Annotated in this window: 13 protein-coding genes; 4 read left to right on the forward strand and 9 right to left on the reverse strand. The window is 57.8% G+C overall.

Features of this window, described 5'->3' with window-relative positions; all coding sequences use genetic code 11:
- Nucleotides 1-896: 896 nt before the first annotated feature.
- The gene (locus tag JOE09_RS08145; protein WP_205065404.1) at nt 897-3,281 is read right to left on the reverse strand and encodes a glucose/quinate/shikimate family membrane-bound PQQ-dependent dehydrogenase; all 2,385 of its coding nucleotides are present in this window, start codon (nt 3,279-3,281) and stop codon (nt 897-899) included.
- A gap of 168 nt (nt 3,282-3,449) precedes the next feature.
- Nucleotides 3,450-5,558, reverse strand: a complete 2,109-nt coding sequence (pqqU, locus tag JOE09_RS08150) for a TonB-dependent receptor PqqU (RefSeq protein ID WP_205065632.1) — start codon at nt 5,556-5,558, stop codon at nt 3,450-3,452.
- Between the two features lie 535 nt (nt 5,559-6,093).
- Here pqqU and JOE09_RS08155 point away from each other — a divergent pair.
- The 4 genes from JOE09_RS08155 (at nt 6,094) to JOE09_RS08170 (ending at nt 9,104) form a co-directional block, all read left to right on the forward strand.
- On the forward strand, nt 6,094-6,489 hold the full coding sequence (locus tag JOE09_RS08155; RefSeq protein ID WP_234480048.1) for a hypothetical protein: 396 nt from the start codon (nt 6,094-6,096) through the stop codon (nt 6,487-6,489).
- A gap of 22 nt (nt 6,490-6,511) precedes the next feature.
- Nucleotides 6,512-7,651 carry an iron-containing alcohol dehydrogenase gene (locus JOE09_RS08160; protein WP_205065405.1) on the forward strand — a complete coding sequence of 380 codons (1,140 nt, stop codon included), beginning with the start codon at nt 6,512-6,514 and terminating at the stop codon, nt 7,649-7,651.
- 63 nt (nt 7,652-7,714) lie between these two features.
- Nucleotides 7,715-8,491 (forward strand): SDR family NAD(P)-dependent oxidoreductase, encoded by a 777-nt coding sequence (locus tag JOE09_RS08165; RefSeq protein ID WP_205065406.1) that lies wholly within the window; start codon nt 7,715-7,717, stop codon nt 8,489-8,491.
- Between the two features lie 163 nt (nt 8,492-8,654).
- Complete coding sequence (locus JOE09_RS08170; RefSeq protein WP_205065407.1) at nt 8,655-9,104, forward strand: RcnB family protein; 450 nt, start codon at nt 8,655-8,657, stop codon at nt 9,102-9,104.
- 133 nt (nt 9,105-9,237) lie between these two features.
- Here JOE09_RS08170 and JOE09_RS08175 read toward each other — a convergent pair whose 3' ends face one another.
- The 7 genes from JOE09_RS08175 to JOE09_RS08205 form a co-directional block, all read right to left on the reverse strand.
- Nucleotides 9,238-10,821 (reverse strand): ABC transporter ATP-binding protein, encoded by a 1,584-nt coding sequence (locus tag JOE09_RS08175; protein WP_205065408.1) that lies wholly within the window; start codon nt 10,819-10,821, stop codon nt 9,238-9,240.
- A 3-nt stretch (nt 10,822-10,824) separates the two neighbouring features.
- The gene (locus JOE09_RS08180; RefSeq protein WP_205065409.1) at nt 10,825-11,634 is read right to left on the reverse strand and encodes an ABC transporter permease; all 810 of its coding nucleotides are present in this window, start codon (nt 11,632-11,634) and stop codon (nt 10,825-10,827) included.
- A gap of 74 nt (nt 11,635-11,708) precedes the next feature.
- Nucleotides 11,709-12,698 carry an ABC transporter permease gene (locus JOE09_RS08185; protein WP_205065410.1) on the reverse strand — a complete coding sequence of 330 codons (990 nt, stop codon included), beginning with the start codon at nt 12,696-12,698 and terminating at the stop codon, nt 11,709-11,711.
- A gap of 37 nt (nt 12,699-12,735) precedes the next feature.
- A complete protein-coding gene (locus JOE09_RS08190) occupies nt 12,736-14,280 on the reverse strand; it encodes an ABC transporter substrate-binding protein (RefSeq protein ID WP_205065411.1) in 1,545 nt (514 codons plus the stop codon).
- A gap of 58 nt (nt 14,281-14,338) precedes the next feature.
- Nucleotides 14,339-15,247, reverse strand: a complete 909-nt coding sequence (locus JOE09_RS08195; RefSeq protein ID WP_205065412.1) for a homocysteine S-methyltransferase family protein — start codon at nt 15,245-15,247, stop codon at nt 14,339-14,341.
- 145 nt (nt 15,248-15,392) lie between these two features.
- The gene (locus JOE09_RS08200) at nt 15,393-16,034 is read right to left on the reverse strand and encodes a hypothetical protein (RefSeq protein WP_239552988.1); all 642 of its coding nucleotides are present in this window, start codon (nt 16,032-16,034) and stop codon (nt 15,393-15,395) included.
- 238 nt (nt 16,035-16,272) lie between these two features.
- A complete protein-coding gene (locus JOE09_RS08205; RefSeq protein ID WP_205065413.1) occupies nt 16,273-16,653 on the reverse strand; it encodes an RcnB family protein in 381 nt (126 codons plus the stop codon).
- Nucleotides 16,654-16,808 lie beyond the last annotated feature (155 nt).

Raw genomic sequence — 16,808 nt, forward strand, 5'->3', positions numbered from 1 at the left:
CCTTCATTTCATTGTTATCGCTGCATAGCAACCTGTTCAAACTCTCCAAGCTATGGTGTTAACACATAATTCGACGTCAATGCAGCAAAAGGTGAGAGCAGACTTTTAGCAAATATCTTCTGGTCTGGATGCAACAACGGGCTGCATAGCCCATTTCCGTCTAATGACATTCATGCATAACAGATGTTCTCTGAACTGAAGATAATTCCAGTGTCACGCCGCTGATGGGTTGCTGCCATGACGTGCAACCCTCAGTGCTGAAAAGAAATTGGAAGCCCGGATTTATCCTTCAGAAAACGCGAAAGTCAGAAAGCAGGCTTGTTTTGCCCCCGAGCGGGCAATCCGCAGCGCTGAACGGAGAGTGGAAACAAGCATTCATCCTTCAGAAAACACAGAAGTCAGCAAGCAGGCTGGTTGTGCCCCCGAGCGGGCAATCCGCAGCGCTGAACGCAGAGAGGAAGCCAGGATTTGCCCACATGGACGTGGGCGAAAGGCACAGCCGCGCAGGACGCGCGTCTGTGCCGGTCCGGCAGGCTGACGAGCGAAGTGAAGGAACCGCAACGCGGCGCGAGGACCGCCCGATCGGGGACACAACCAGCCAGCGCTAACTCCAGTCTTTGCAAACAACGCAACACACATACGTGCCGGTCCGGCAGGCTGACGAACGAAGTGAAGGAACCGCAACGCGGCGCGAGGACCGCCCGATCGGGGGCACAACCAGCCAGCGTTAACTCCAGTCTTTGCAAACAACGCAACACAAATACGTGCCTGTCCGTACCGCTCCGGCAGGCTGACAAACGAAATGAAGGAACAGCATAAAAAAAGGCGGCCGTAAAAACGGCCGCCCTCAACGCTATCTCAGAAGCGAACCCTCAGGCCCGCCCCGAATGACACGCTTACTTACTGTCCGGCAAAGCATAAGCAATCACATGATCGCCCATCTTCGTACCGAATGAACCGTGACCACCGGCCACAATCACCACGTACTGCTTACCGTTCACTTCATACGTCATCGGTGTAGCCTGACCGCCCGCTGGCAGACGCGCCTGCCACAGCTGCTCGCCGTTAGACACGTTAAACGCACGCAGATAGTTATCGGCAGTCGCCGCAATGAAGAACACGTTACCGGCAGTAGAAACCGGGCCGCCCAGCATTGGCATACCCATTTTAAACGGCAGCGGAATTGGTGAACTGTCGCGCACCGTACCGATACGTTTCTTCCACACGATATCGTTAGTCTTCAGGTCAATCGCTGAAATATAGCCCCATGAAGGCTGCTTGCACGGGAAGCCCAGCGGAGACAGGAACGGATTCAGCGTCACGCCGTACGGCACACCGTACTGTGGCTGAATACCGGACTCGCTGCCGGTGCCGCCTTTATCGTTCTCGTCAGGCTCCATCGGATTACCCGGACCGCGCGGTACCAGACGGGAAACGAACGGCAGCGCCATTGGGTTAGCCACGGCAACCTGACGGTCAGTGTCCACAGAGATACCGCCCCACTCGAACATCCCCAGGTTACCCGGGAACACCAGCGTACCCTGCTCGGATGGCGGGGTGAACGGGCCTTCATAACGCAGCTGATGGAACATCACGCGGCAGATCAGCTGATCGTAGATAGTGGCACCCCACATATCTTTACCGGCCAGATGCTCTTTCGGACGGAAGCTCAGCTCAGAGTAAGGCTGGGTTGGAGAAAGGCGATCGCCCTTCGCCGGGCCACCCGGCACTTTCATCTCAGGCGCAGGAACCACCGGCTTACCGTTACGGCGATCCAGTACGAACAGGTCACCGGTTTTGGTCGGCACATAAATAACCGGAACTTTGTTGCCGTTCTTGTCATCAATGTCCGCCAGCGTTGGCTGAGCCGGAACGTCCATATCCCACAGATCGTGATGCACGGTCTGGTAGAACCAGGCCAGCTTGCCGGTAGTCGCATTCAGCGCCAGCAGACCGGTCGCAAAACGCTCCATCTCTGGCGTACGATTGCCGCCCCAGATATCCGGAGTCGACACGCCAATCGGCAGATACACCAGGTCCAGCGAGGCATCATACGCCGCCGGTGCCCAGGAGTTCGGCGAGTTCGGCGTGTAGTGCTGATCCGCTTCCGGCAGCAGGTTTGGATCTTTAGCACCGGTATCGAAGGCCCACAGCAGCTTACCGGTCTTCACGTCAAAACCACGGACAACGCCGGACGGTTCTTTGGTGGAGTAGTTATCGGTCACTGCACCGGCCATCACGATGGTGGTTGGTGTCACAATCGGTGGTGAGGTTGGCTCATAGCCACCCACTTTATTGAACGGCATATTGCTCTGCAGGTTCAGCTTGCCGTTGTCACCAAATTCCGCACACAGTTCACCGGTTTCGGCATCCAGCGCGTAGAGGTTACCGTCGTTCACCGGCAGCAGGATGCGGCGTGCGCACAGCGCAGGCTTGGCACCCGCTGGCAGCGCGGCGGCTTCCGGGGTCTGGTAGTAAGACACACCGCGACAGGTCACGTGCTGGAACGTCGGGTCGGTCTTCATTTTCGGATCGAAACGCCACTTCTCTTTACCGGTCGCGGCATCCAGCGCAAACAGCTTCTGGTGCGCAGTACACAGGTAAAGCGCATCACCGATTTTGATCGGCGTTGCTTCGTTAGTGATTTCACCCGGATCGGTTGCGGTTTTCAAATCGCCGGTCTGGAAGTCCCACGCCTGCTGCAGTTCGCCGACGTTCTTATCGGTGATCTGCTTCAGCGGAGAGTAACGAGTACCGCCCTGGGTACGGCCATAGGCAGGCCAGTCACCGGCAGCAACGCCGTCAGCGGAAGGCGCAGGCTGTTCAACCTGGTCAGCGCTCAGAGTACCGTTCACTTCCTGCGGATCGTTAAATACCGAGTAGGCCAGCACGATAACCACAAACACCAGCACGCCAGCCAGCGCCGTGCGCGGGAAGGCGCCTTTGCTGCTCAGGCCACGCCAGATAAACGGCAGCACCAGCCACAGGCCGAAGAAGAAGGTCACGTCCAGACGCGGAGTCAGCGCCCAGAAATCCGATCCCACTTCCCACAGCGACCAAATGGTGGTGCCGAGCAGGAACAGTGCGTACAGCAGTAACGCTGCGCCACGGCGGCGGAACAGCAAAAAGGCGGTGATCAGCTGAATCACACCGGCAATAATGTAGTAGAGCGAACCGCCCAGTTTAGCTAACCAGATACCGCCAATTAACAGATACAGGCCGCTGAGTACGGCAAATATCGTCGTCAACAGGATCAGGATCCTTGATGCTTTACTTTGCATAATTTGAACCTTACCAATATTTAAAGTCGTCGATTAAGCGTAAGCCTAATCTTTAAAAACACCCGGTTATTGTTTAACCATCCATCCGGTGTGTTCTGACCCGCCGCTGCCGGTGGCGTTAGCGGGCCGTTTTGGATACGTTGCCGTCAAACTTCCGGCGTTAAATCATCAGAACTGATAAGCCAGCGTCGCACCGCCGCCCCAGTTGCGTCCCGGGGCCGGTTCGAAGTAACGACCGTTGCCTTCGTTAACAATCACCGACCCGACGTACTGGCGATCGAACAGGTTGTCCACGCGGCCGAACAGGTCCAGCGACCAGCGGCTCCAGTTAAAGCGATAGCCGGTGTTCAGGCTGGTTACCGCATAGGACGGTGCCTGAGCATCGTTGGCGTCATCGGCCTGGATGCTGCTTAAATAGCGAATATCCGCGCCGGCGTGCCAGCCGCTCTCCGGTGCATATTCCAGCGAGGCGTAGCCCATATTGCGGGCGATACCCGGTAAGCGATTACCCGCCGGGGTGCAGCTGCCGCTGGACGAACAGGTTTCGTTGCGGTAGGTGGCATCCAGCAGCGTCCACGCCATTTTCAGACGCCAGTCCTGGGCGAACTGCTGATCGAAGCCCAGCTCCAGGCCACGGCGACGAGTTTCCCCGGCGTTTTTATACACCGCTCGACCGTACTGGCTCTTATCCACCACCAGCTCGTTGTCAGTGTTGGTCTGGAAGATGGCGGCGGTCAGCAGGCCGTAACCGATGCGGGTTTTGCTGCCGATCTCAAAGGTATCGCTGGTGGCGGGTTTCAGGCCAAGATTCAGGCCGGTTTCGCTACCGGACGTTGAGCGATAGGAAAGCTCGTTGATGGTCGGCGTTTCAAAACCACGACCGGCGGAAGCATAAAGATTCCACGCATCGGTCACCGCATAGTTGATCGAACCCATCGGCAGCAGCTTGTGATAGCGCGCGCTGCCGCTGTCGTCACCGTTGCCCTGAGTAATATAGTAGTCGGTAGAATCAAAACTGACCGTGCTGTAACGCAGACCGGCATCCAGCGTCCAGGCGGAAGAGAGCTGCCAGCTGGTTTGCAGATAGGGGTCGAGATTCCACATGGTGTTCTTCTCGTTGCGGCGCTGATCCCCTTTCTCACCGAACTGCGGCACGTTGTTCACCAGGTTATAGTTCTGGAAGCCCTGACGGCGCTCGGTCATGGTTTCATAGTCCAGCCCGGCAATCAGCGAAACCGGCATCGATCCCAGCTGGTCGTCATGCTTCCAGCGGGTATCAATCCCCTGGTATTTACGTTCCAGCACGATCACGCCGCCCGGATAGGCCGCGTTCTGCTGAGTCGCGTAAGGAATGGACTGATACTGCGTGGTGTGGCGCTCGCCGTGCCACGTGGTCAATGTCAGTTCGTCGTTATCACTCATCTGGCGCTGGTAGCGCAGGCCAATCTGCGTCTGGTCAAGGCTCTTGCGCGTATTGTACTGATCGCCGCGCGGCGACTGCTTCGGATTGGCTTTGTATTCGGCCTCGCTCAGGCCGCCGGGATCGTTAGCATCCACCGATACGCTGTTAAACATCAGCGTCAGAGTGCTGACATCGTCCAGCCGCACGCCGAGTTTACCGTTACCGAGGCTTTTCTGCGTACCGCTATGGTCGCGGAAGCCATGGGTGGTAAAGCGGGAACCGGAAATGGTGTAGTTGACGTCACCGGCCTGAGTCCCGTCGCCGGTTGCACCGCTGGCCTTAACGCTGTTGCGCCAGGTGCCGTAGCTGCCGAAGTAAGTGCCTGCTTCCAGCGTGGTGGGCTGACTGCCGGTGGTGGTGTCAATATTCACCACGCCGCCGGAGGCGTTACCGTAAAGCGCGGAGTACGGGCCGCGCAGCACTTCCACTTTGCCAACGGAATTGATATCGATATTCGAGGTCTGGCCCTGGCCGTCCGGCATGGTCGCAGGAATACCGTCAACGTAGATGCGCACGCCGCGTACGCCGTACATGGAGCGGCTGCCGAAGCCACGCACTGATAATTGCAGATCCTGCGCGTAGTTCTGGCGGTTCTGAATTTGCAGGCCCGGCACGCTGCCCAGGCTTTCAGACAGGTTCACCTGCGCCGTGCTGTGGCGCAGATCGTCGCCCTCCACCACGCTGACGGCGGCAGGGGTGTCCAGTTCGGACAGACCATTACGATGTTTGATCACCATCAGGGTGGAATCCTGTCCCTGAGCGGCGGTTGCAGAGGTTTGCGCAAAGCTGACGGCTGTAGGAACGATGATCAACATCGGCGTCAGCAGCAATACAGAGGTTTTATTTTTATTCACTGGAAAGATTCGGAGTTAACAAGCACCAATAAACGCTTTATCCCATACCAGAATCCCCACGCCGCAAATCGAATGCGGCCAATGAGATCAGCCCGGTATTCCCGGAATAAGCACCTGCCTTCCCTGACGCGCTGATGCACAGCCACCACAGGGCAGACTCGCCAAAAAGTATATAACTCCTTGCGCAATTTGCCCGCATACAGTGCCGTGCTGCTTTCCTGCCCTCCGTCCGGAGGGATATGTGACAGTAAGAGGGGGATTACATCGCCACCAATGTGATATCCATCACAAAAATCGCAAGGATTGTAGCACTCATTAATTCGTTTGCGAACTATTGTTAACAAAATCACAGAATCGATTCCGCATATTGTTACATAGTGGAGGGTTATTCAGCGGAAAGTGTAAATTTACCGTCGTGCGCAATGGCTTTCGCCCGGTACAACTGCCGCGCTATACTCGCGCTATACTCAGGAACCCCCAACCGACAGGATGCGTAATGCCGTACTCATGTCTCAGGCTAATGCCACCGCGCCTTTTCGCTGTCCCGTTTTTACGGCCGCTGCCTGCCGTACTGGTTCTGCTGCTTGCCGCCTGCTCTTCTGACTATAAAGGGGTGGAATGTAACGGCCAGCGCCAGAGCCTTGAAGGCCAGCCGCTGGGTAATGTGCAGGGATTAGTCGTTGACCGCTTCAACTCATTTTCCGTCACCCTGCCCGATTTAACGCTGGACAGCGGCACGCTGCAATCCACTAATCGCGAGCTGTATATTCCCTCTGCCGTCACCCGCGACGGCTGGCTGGCGCAGCGTATTTCCGATCGGCAATTCAGTATTATCAATTCACCGCAAAATCAGATGATCACCTTCAACTGTCCGGCACCCGGGCAGCTGTAACCCTAAAGGCCCCAGTCCGTTTATGAATACCAGCCAACTGATCGCCAATCGTCAGACCTTCTTCGGCAGCGGCAGCCTGCAACAGCTACCGCGCCTGCTGACTGAAACACCTTTACCGACCCTGCTGTTCTGCGGCAGTTCTTTCTTGCGTATCGATGCCTGGAAAAACCTGGAGCATCAGGTACAACCGCTGCTGGTCGGGATTGAAATTGTGCCGCACGAAGCATCACCCGGTGAGATCGACAGCTGGGTGGCGCGCTGGCGCGGCAAAATCCAGCGCGTCGTCGCTATTGGTGGCGGCAGCGTGCTGGATGCGGCGAAAGCGGTGGCGGCGCTGAGCCAGCATCCGCTAAATACGCTGCGCTATCTGGAGAAAGTCGGCGACACGACGGTAAGTGGCGCAACCCTGCCGCTGATCGCCGTACCGACCACGGCAGGAACCGGCAGCGAAGTGACGCAAAATGCGGTAATTACGGATAAAGCAGAGATCAAAGTAAAAGCCTCGCTGCGCCATCCTGAATTTGTTCCGCAGGTGGCCATTCTCGATCCCGACCTGCTGCGCGGCGCACCGGATAACGTGCTGGTTTGCTGCGCGGTGGATGCTTTCACCCACCTGTTCGAGGCGTATCTGTCGTCGAAGGGCAATGCTTTCACCCGTCAGACCGCCATCAGCGGTATGCAGGCCTTCGTTCGCGGCTGGCCGCAGTTAACTGCAAGCGGTCCACTGGGAGACAGTGCGCGTGAGCAGATGATGCTGGCCTCCTGGCTTGGCGGCCAGAGCCTGAGCATGGCGGGGCTGGGGGTGATCCACGGTATTGCCGGGGAGCTGGGCGCCATCAAAGATTACCACCACGGCGAGGTCTGCGGCCGTCTGCTGCTGCCGTTCCTGACGCTACTGGACGAAAGCCCGCATCCGCAGCAGGCGGTATTGATGCAGGAGCTTAACTTCGCGCTATTCCAGCAGACCAGCGAACAACCCGCAGAGCAGCTAAAACAGTGGCTAATGGCTAACGCCGGCCTGGCGTTCTGGCAGGATCTTCAGCCCCTCTCGGTGGATGAGGTTGACTGGATTCTTTTGCGTTCCAATAGCAAGAATTCGCTGGTCAGCTATAGCCGCGAGCAGCAGCGCGGGATGCTGGAACAGGCCTATCGCATCGGGTAATTCACAGAGCCGCTGAATCGTGTCTACACTTATTCTCCTGACCTAACCGCACAGGAGATTGTGATGAAGATTGATGTAAGCGGCAAAACCGCCATCGTCACCGGTTCAACGAAAGGTATCGGTAAAGGTATTGCTCAGGGGCTGGCAAAAGCCGGAGCACGAGTGGTGATCACCGGGCGTCATCAGCAGCAGGTGGATGAGCTGGTCAAAGAACTGGGCAATGGGGCACGAGGCCATGCCCTGGATCTGGGTACCGCCGACGGATGCAGTGCGCTGCTGAACGCCGAACCGCAGTGCGATATCCTGGTCAATAATGTCGGCATTTTCCCCGGTGGCGACTTCTTTGAAACCGACGATGCGCTATGGCAGAACATCTGGGATATCAACGTCATGTCGGCAGTACGGCTTAGCCGCGCGTACATGCCGAAAATGATCCAATCCGGCTGGGGACGGGTGGTGTTCCTCTCCTCTGAATCCGCCATCAATATTCCGGCAGATATGATCCACTATGGCGTTAGCAAAACCGCTTTGCTTGCACTGTCTCGCGGTCTGGCAAAAGCCGCCGCAGGCACGGGTGTGACAGTCAATGCGGTGCTGCCCGGGCCAACCCTGTCCGATGGTTTCGCTGAAATGTTTAAGCAGGAAGTGGCCAACGGCGCGAAGCTGGAAGATCTGGGCGTAGAGTTTGTGAAGGCCAATCGTCCAACCTCAGTTATCCAGCGAGCCGCCAGCGTGGAAGAGGTGAGTAACATGGTGACCTATGTCTGCTCACCGCTCTCCTCCGCCACTTCCGGTGCCGCATTACGGGTGGATGGCGGCGTGGTCGAAACACCGTTTTAACCCCTCTTGCAACGCTGCCGGTGGTGGCGTTGCAGTTTTGCGTAAAGACGAATTAAAAAAACCGTTAAACCCGCACTCTTCAGATTTTTACCCTTGTTAGCGACCCGCCCGAAGGCCACATTCCTTTTGTCTGAACACTGATTCAACCGAAAGGAATAACAAGATGAAAAAGACCCTGATTATGGCTTTATCCGTAATGATGATTGCCAGCAGCAGCCTGAGCGCCTTTGCCCAGGGGCCGGACAACGGCCGCGACGCACAGCAGCAGCCAATAAAGCACCAGCAGCAGAAACAACAGCAGGACAATGGCGGGCAGCCTCAGCAGAATCAGCACGCGAACGGCGGGCAGCCGCCGCGTGAAAACAACGCGCGCCCGCAGCAGGCGTCGCACCAGCAGGCACACGGCAATAAACCAGAGCGCCAGCAGCCTGACTTCCGTAAGGGACGCCCGCTGCCGCAGCAGTATCGCGGTGCAGGCTATCAGGTTAACGACTGGAAAAAACACGGCCTGAAAGCACCACCGTCAGGCCATCGCTGGATGAACGTGAACGGCAACTACGTGCTGATTGCTATCGCTACTGGCGTGATTGCTTCGGTGATTGCCCACCAGTAACGACCCGAGGCTGCGCCGGGAATGGGGTGGAGCCGGATTCGGGTGTGAATATGTCAACGGCAAATCACACCCGCATCCGGGGCATCACGGCCTGAACGGCAGCTGTCGCTCATTTCGGCTAATGCCGGCGGAGCTATGCCACCGCACCAGCCTCTTCCAGCCAGCCCACGCGCATTTCAGGCACCGCACGCAGCAGCCGGGCGGTGTACTCGTCCAGCGGCGCGGTAAACACCTGATCCAGCCGCCCCTGGCGCACCACTTTGCCGTATCGCAGCACCATCACCTCATCGGCCACCGCCTGAACCACGTGCAGATCGTGGGTGATAAACAGCATCGACACGCCGGTTTCTTCCTGTAGCGATTTCAGCAGCGCCAGCACTTCGCGACCGACCAGCGGATCGAGTGCGGAAGTCGGCTCATCGCAGACAATCAGTGCCGGATCGACCGCCAGCGCGCGGGCGATACAGACGCGCTGCTTCTGACCACCGGATAGCGCATGCGGATAGCGATCCGCCAGCTGCGGCGGCAGGCCAACCTTTTCCAGCAGTTCGCTGACTCGCGCCTGCCGCTGCAGCGGCGTCAGCGTGGTCAGACAAACCATCGAGCGCGCAATCTGCACACCGATGGTAAGCCGCGGATTCAGCGCGGTGTCCGGATGCTGATGGATCATCTGTACCGACTGGAGCTGCTGGCGGGAACGCTGGCGCAGTGCAGCAGGCAGCAGCTGGCCGTTAAAGCGCACGCTGCCGTGAGCGGGGGCAACCAGCCCGCAAATCAGCCTTCCCAGCGTCGATTTTCCGGCACCCGACTCGCCAATCAGCGCCAGAGTACGGCCCCGCCCGATGGTCAGCGAGACGTCGTCCAGCACGCGGTTGGCCTGATAATCAACGGAAATCTGCTCGGCGGTCAGCAGCGGCAGCGTGGTACTGCGCGGTTGATGCGGTTCGCCGTGGCTGTGCAGCAGGTCGCGGGTATAGGCCTGCTCAGGCGCGGCCAGCAGCTCGGCGGTATTGCCGCACTCCACTTCGCGTCCGTGGCGCAGCACCATAATGCGTTGGCTGATCTGCGCCACCACCGCCAGATCGTGGCTGATATACAGCGCAGCGACTCCGGTCAGGCGGATCACTTCGCGGATTGCCTTCAGCACTTCCAGCTGGGTGGTCACATCCAGCGCGGTGGTCGGTTCATCAAAGATAATCAGCTCAGGACCGGCGCAGATCGCCATTGCGATCATCGCACGCTGCAGCTGCCCGCCCGACACCTGATGCGGATAGCGGTGGAAAAAGTCCTGCGGCTGCGGCAACTGTAGCTGACTGAAAATCTCAATCGCCCGCACTATCGCCTGCTGACGATTCAGTATCCGATGGCGAATAGCCGCTTCGATCACCTGCTCGCCGATCTTTTTCGCCGGGTTAAACGCCGCGCTGGCCGACTGCGCCACGTAGGCAATTTTCGCGCCGCGCACGCCGCGTAGCTGGCGTTCGGAAAGCCCGGTCAGCTCGCGCCCGGCAAAGTGGATTTTGCCGCCGCCGAGCTTCATGCCAAAACGGAAATGGCCGAGGATCGCCTGACCGATGGTGGATTTCCCCGCGCCCGACTCTCCGATCAGCCCCAGCACCTCGCCCTTTTTCAGGGTGAAGGAGATATCCTGCACCAGCACGGCATTCCCGGCGGTGACCCGCAGCTGCTCAACGCGTAACAGTGGTTGTTGGCTCATGATTTACTCCTGCCAGCTGCGGGTGTGGTGGCTTAACAGCCAGTCGGCAACGCTGTTCAGCGCAATCGCCAGCAGCGCGATGGCCGCACCGGGGATCAGCGCGGCCCAGACGCCAAACAGAATGCCGTCTTTATTATCCCGTGCCAGCCCGCCCCAGTCGGCGGTCGGCGGCTGAATACCCATGCCCAGGAACGACAGCGCAGAAAGGAACAGCAGGATAAAGATAAAGCGCAGGGCAAACTCCGCGATCAGCGTGGTGAGCGCATTGGGCAGGATCTCACGCCACAATACCCAGCTCAGGCGCTCACCGCGCAGCCTGGCAACTTCAATAAACTCCTGCGCCGCAATGTCCACCGCCAGCGAACGCGCCACGCGCAGCACCCGGGTGGATTCAAGGAAACCCAGCACCAGCACGATCACCGGAATGGTTTTCGGCAGCATCGCCAGCACCACCAGTGCAAGAATAAGCGTGGGGATCGCCATCAGAATATCGTTCAGGCGGGAGATAAGCTGGTCGACCCAGCCGCGACAGAAACCGGCCAGGAAACCAAGAAACGTCCCGACGGCGAAGGCCAGCAGCGTTGCTACGGCGCTGACGCTCAGCGAAGTACGGGTGCCCCAGATCAGCCGGGAAAGCAGATCGCGCCCCAGGTTATCGGTCCCCAGCCAGTTTTCCGCCGTGACCCCGCTCCATGCGCTGCCCACTACCTGGTCTGGCGCATACGGCGACAGCCAGGGGGCGAAAATCGCCACAAGAATAAACAGGCCCAGCCCGATCACACCGGGCAGCACCGCAAATTTCAGCCTAAACATCCACATCAATTCCTGGTTAGTCCCGGCAGTGTGCACCTTGCTGCACCACCGAGGGTAAAAATTATACCTGCCGCTTAGCGGCTGTGGCGCAGGCGCGGGTTAGCCAACAGCGCGACGACATCGGCCAGCAGATTCAGCAAAATATAGATCCCCGCGAGTAGCAGGGCACAGTCCTGAATCACCGGGATATCACGCTTGCTGATGCTGTCGACCATATACTGCCCCAGGCCAGGGTAAACAAACACGTTTTCAACGATCACCACGCCGACCATCAGCCAGGCAAGGTTTAACACGATCACGTTAATAATCGGCCCCCATGCGTTTGGCAGCACGTGCCGGAAGAGGATCGCCGAAGGCGACAGCCCCTTCATCAGCGCCGTATCTACCCAGGCTGCATTCTGCGCACTCACCAGCGCGGCCCGGGTCATATTGCTCATATGGCCAAGGATCGCCAGAATCAGCGTCATGCACGGCAGAGCGATGGCCAGCAGTCGGTCGCCAAGCGGCATATCGTCGGAAATGCTGCTGTTGCTGGGCAGCCAGAACAGCGTGATGGAAAATATCAGGATCAGCAGATAGCCGGAGAAAAACTCCGGCAGCGATACGGCAGCGCGGGTAAACAGGCTTAGCAGCCGGTCCAGCCAGCTACCCTGGTAACGGGCGGACAGAAAGCCGATCACCAGCGCCAGCGGTACGGCGACGATGGCGGTGAAAAAGGCCAGCGACAGCGTATTACCCAGCCGATCCAGCAGCACCGGAGCAATTGCCTCCCGGCTGGTAAAGCTGTGGCCAAAATCACCGTGCAGCACGCCGCCCAGCCAGCCCAGATAGCGCCCCAGCGCGGGCTGGTCGAGGCCCAGCTGCTCGTTCAGCGCCGCCACCGCCTGCGGTGTTGCGGTCTGGCCGAGGATCGCCGTTGCCGCGTTGCCGGGCAGCAGCTGGATGCCGATAAAGATCAGCGCCGATACCACCAGCAGCATCACCACTCCGGCCAACAGCCGCAGCCCGATCAGTTTTAACAGGGGAAGGTGCCCCTTCCCCTTTGTTTCATGCAAATTACTCAAAAGATATCCTGCAACCTGAAGCTGAACCGGAAAGCCGTTAGGCGAACCACACTTTTTCCGCAGCGCGGTTGCCGCTCATGGTGAAGCCCGGAATCGCGACAAACCCGTTGATTTTTTTACTGCTGGCGTCCAGCGAGTCGGCATACAGCGGAATGATTTCGCTGCCCTGCTCCACCAGCATCAGCTGAATGTCGTGGTAAATCTGACGGCGCTTCTGCTCGTCCTGCTCGCCACGGGCAGCGTTAACCAGCTGGTCAAACTTAGGCTCTTTCCACTGCGACTCATTCCACGGTGCGTTACTGGTAAACACCAGCGACAGCAGCGCATCCGCCGTCGGGCGCAGCGACCAGTTTGAGGAAACAAACGGCTTCTTCATCCAGACGTTATCCCAGAAGGCATCATCCGGCACGCGCTCAACCTTCAGTGGAATACCGGCACGGGTGGCCGAGTTTTGGTACAGCTGGCCGGCATCTACCGCCCCCGGGAAGCCGGACTCGGCGACGGACAGCACCAGCGGGCCGGAGAAACCGGTTTTCTGCCAGTGGAATTTGGCTTTTTCCGGATCGTAAGGACGCTGGGGAATGTCTTTCGCAAAATACTGGCTGGACGGGAAGATCGGGTTGTCGTTAGCCACGGTGCCGTAGCCGCCCAGCACGGTTTTGATAATCTGCTCGCGGTCGATGGCGTATTTCAGTGCCAGACGCCCATCTAGGGTATTAAACGGTGCCGCCGTTGCAAGCCCCGGGAAAGTGAAGATCTGGCTGTCGCGCGAGCGCTGCAGCTGGATGTTCGGCATATTCTTCAGGCGGTCAACAATACGTGGGTTAACGCGGTTGATAATATGCGCCGAGCCGCTGGCCAGCGCCGCAACGCGCGCGGTGGAATCATTCATCGCCAGCGTTTCCACGGAATCCACGTGGCCACGAGCCGGGTTCCAGTGGTTCGGATTACACTTCACCAGCGTTCGCACGCCCGGCTTGAAGCTTTCCAGAATAAAAGCACCGGTCCCGATGCCTTTATCAAAATTCTCGTTTTCTGCGGTAATGGCGAAGTGAACGTCGCTGAGCAGGGCAATAAATTCCACGTTCGGCTCTTTCAGCTTGATCGTCACCTGATTTGGGCTGGTGGCTTCCAGCGACACAACCGGGTCGAGATAGCCTTTCACCGACGAGCTGGATTTTTCATCGCGGTGATGGTTCAGCGAATAAATCACATCTTTCGCCGTCAGCGTGCGGCCATCGTGGAACTGCACGCCCTGACGAATATTCAGTACCCAGGTTTTGCTGCCGTCACTGGTTTCCCAGCTCTCCGCCAGCGAGGGAACAATCTTGCCGTTTTCATCGACTTCCGCCAGGCAGTTAAACAGCTGGGAACCGACGAAATACATATAGGATTCGAACCAGAACGCCGGATCGAGGCGGTCGGTGCTGGAGGCGTTATCCATACCCACAATCAGATGGCCGCCTTTTTTCGGCGTGGTGGACGGCACTTCAGCCGCCGTTGCAGCAGTAAATGGCCAGCTGGTGCAGGCCGCAGCCACCGAAAGCGCTCCGGTGGTTTTAATAAAGTCGCGACGATTCATGTTGTGTTTCCTGGTTTTAATTTGTTTTTATTGGTTTTATCTTTCGTTGCCGTAGAGATTACTTCAGCGCCGCGGCCAGTCGACCGATATGCTCGGGACCGATACCGCAGCAGCCACCGACCAGCGTCGCGCCAGCCGCCACCCACTCCTGCGCCCAGTTCAGGTAGCCTTCAGGGTGCGTATCCTTGCGCAGGGCGCTCAGCCCTTCATTAGCGCCGCCGCTGTTGCTGCCGTGGTCAAAGGCGTTAGCGTAAACGCCAATGCCGATATCCGCACCCAGCTGCTCACGCACGGCTGCCGCCTGCTTCACCGCAGAAGACATCACCTCAGGGTGGCTGCAGTTAAACAGCACATTTTCTACGCCCAGCTCAATCGCCCGCCTCACCGCCGCGCTCACGCTCTCACCGGAGCGCAAGGTGCTGACGGCATCGTACAGCTCTGGCTCGTCCTGCAGGGTAAATGAAAGCCACAGCGGCTGGGGCTGACCGGCAAGCACGGCATGGATGGATTCGGCTTCCGCAATCGAGCTAATCGTTTCACCCAGCCAGAGATCAACGTAAGGTGCCTGAGCGGCGACCAGTACACGATGGATCGCCTGTGCCTGCTGCTCATTAAACAGATCGGGACGATAAGAACCCAGCGCAGGGGGGAGGCTTCCGGCAACACGCACCGGGGTAATGATATCGGCAGAATCAGCAGCCTCACGGGCCAGCTGGCCGGCAAGTGCAGCCAGGCGAGCACCATCATTTGCAAAGCGCTCTTCACCAATATGGAAGGGCACAACCGCGTAGCTGTTAGTGGTGATCGTTTCAGCCCCGGCCGCGATATAGCTGTTGTGGACTTCACGGACGCGCTCCGGCGCTTCATACAGCGCCAGTGCAGACCATTCCGGCTGGCGGAAAGGTGCACCGATGCGCGCCAGTTCACGCCCCATGCCCCCGTCCAGAATTTTTACCTGCTGCGACATTCGGTTGTTCCCGTTAACGAATTTCGAATGACAGCATGCTACATAAGTTGATGGCTACATGTCCAGACGTCTATACGTTAATGAACGGCAAAGTTAAGCAGAAAATGAGTTGAAAGCCTATCTCAGACCGTATCCGCCACGCTGGTTAAAACAGGAGTTTCGCCAGCCCCAACCCAAAACCAAGTACACCCACCTGCGAGGCAACAACCCACTTAGTTTGCAGCGCCAGCGAACGGTGAAGCTCCGTGCGCAAGCCTTCAAATTTAATATCAAATTTGTTTTCCAGGTTCAGCAGATCCGCTTTGGTGGTGTAGTTAGATTTAATCACCGCCACATCCGATTTTAACTCCACCATATCCGTCCGAAGCTCGGTGACATTCGCCTGCAGCACGCCAACGTCTTTCTTCAGACCCGCCACATCCGTTTGCAGCACGGCGACATCTTTCTTCAGACTCGTCATATCCGCCTGCAGCACGCCAACGTCTTTCTTCAACCCCGTCATGTCCGTCTGCAGCACGGCGACATCCGTCTTTAGCACAGCCACATCCGTCTTTAATCCGGTCATATCCACCTGCAGCACGCCAACATCTTTCTTCAAACCCGTCATATCCGTTTGCAGCAAAGCCACGTCCGTTTTTAATCCGGTCATATCCGCCTGCAGCACGCCAACATCTTTCTTCAAACTCGTCATATCCATTTGCAGCACAGCCACGTCCGTCTTTAGGCCGGTCACATCCTGCTGCAGCGTATCGGTGTTTTTTTCCAGCTTAACTACGCGCTCAACCATGGCATGTCCCTTTTCCCGTTGGGGATAATTTCATCTGTGGGGATCGTAAGGTAAGCAAATACCGGCTGACAACAGGCCAAAGGGCGATTTTCTGCGGGCCGTCTCGATAAATTGAGATGTAACGATATGCAAGCCATCTTGTTGAAAAATATGAATAAGATGACTCGGTAACGGATTGTTGTATTAGATGCGGCAGGGAGGTAAAAACCGGCGGCAGCGGCCGCCGGTCAGAATCAGCTTAGTAGTGGCCTAAGGCACTGCCCAGAATGATCGAGGTGATCACGCCGGTGGCGGCGGCAATCAGCACGTAGTTGCCGTCAATGTAGCCCCAGTACGCGCCGCGCGGCGGTTCATACAGACCACGGCGATGCCAGTCATCAATACGGTAGTCGTAACCGCGGAAGTGAGGCGGCAGCGGCTGTCCGCGACGGAAGTCGTGGCCGTTCCAGGCAAAACGATCGCGCTCGGCAGGACGGAAGCGCTCATGGCGATCGCGATCGGGTCCGCGATTGTCATGACGATCCGGGCCATTTCCCGGGCCGTCAGCGTGCGAGAAGGTGGAAAAGAAGCTGCTTGCGGTTAATACGCTAAGAACCAGTGCCAGTGTTGATTTTTTCATCTTGATGCCCTCAATTTGCTCACGACCTGCATACTGTCGTTACCCAGCAATATCGGGCATCCGTCAACACTTCCCTATCTCCCGAACTCCTAATTCCGCCGGATTAGCGGATCTTTTTCTCGGGGCTTACGCATTCTTAACACTGTGGGCAAATT

Origin of the sequence: Pantoea coffeiphila (assembly GCF_016909495.1) — a bacterium.
GTDB lineage: Bacteria > Pseudomonadota > Gammaproteobacteria > Enterobacterales > Enterobacteriaceae > Erwinia > Erwinia coffeiphila.

Excerpts from the sequence above, each read along its gene's own strand:
- JOE09_RS08165 (WP_205065406.1), top strand. The coding sequence starts at position 7,715 with ATGAAGATTGATGTAAGCGGCAAAACCGCCATCGTCACCGGTTCAACG.
- JOE09_RS08175 (WP_205065408.1), bottom strand. The coding sequence starts at position 10,821 with ATGAGCCAACAACCACTGTTACGCGTTGAGCAGCTGCGGGTCACCGCC.
- JOE09_RS08155 (WP_234480048.1), top strand. The coding sequence starts at position 6,094 with ATGCCGTACTCATGTCTCAGGCTAATGCCACCGCGCCTTTTCGCTGTC.
- JOE09_RS08200 (WP_239552988.1), bottom strand. The coding sequence starts at position 16,034 with ATGGTTGAGCGCGTAGTTAAGCTGGAAAAAAACACCGATACGCTGCAG.
- JOE09_RS08170 (WP_205065407.1), top strand. The coding sequence starts at position 8,655 with ATGAAAAAGACCCTGATTATGGCTTTATCCGTAATGATGATTGCCAGC.
- JOE09_RS08205 (WP_205065413.1), bottom strand. The coding sequence starts at position 16,653 with ATGAAAAAATCAACACTGGCACTGGTTCTTAGCGTATTAACCGCAAGC.
- JOE09_RS08180 (WP_205065409.1), bottom strand. The coding sequence starts at position 11,634 with ATGTTTAGGCTGAAATTTGCGGTGCTGCCCGGTGTGATCGGGCTGGGC.
- pqqU (WP_205065632.1), bottom strand. The coding sequence starts at position 5,558 with ATGTTGATCATCGTTCCTACAGCCGTCAGCTTTGCGCAAACCTCTGCA.
- JOE09_RS08145 (WP_205065404.1), bottom strand. The coding sequence starts at position 3,281 with ATGCAAAGTAAAGCATCAAGGATCCTGATCCTGTTGACGACGATATTT.
- JOE09_RS08160 (WP_205065405.1), top strand. The coding sequence starts at position 6,512 with ATGAATACCAGCCAACTGATCGCCAATCGTCAGACCTTCTTCGGCAGC.
- JOE09_RS08190 (WP_205065411.1), bottom strand. The coding sequence starts at position 14,280 with ATGAATCGTCGCGACTTTATTAAAACCACCGGAGCGCTTTCGGTGGCT.
- JOE09_RS08195 (WP_205065412.1), bottom strand. The coding sequence starts at position 15,247 with ATGTCGCAGCAGGTAAAAATTCTGGACGGGGGCATGGGGCGTGAACTG.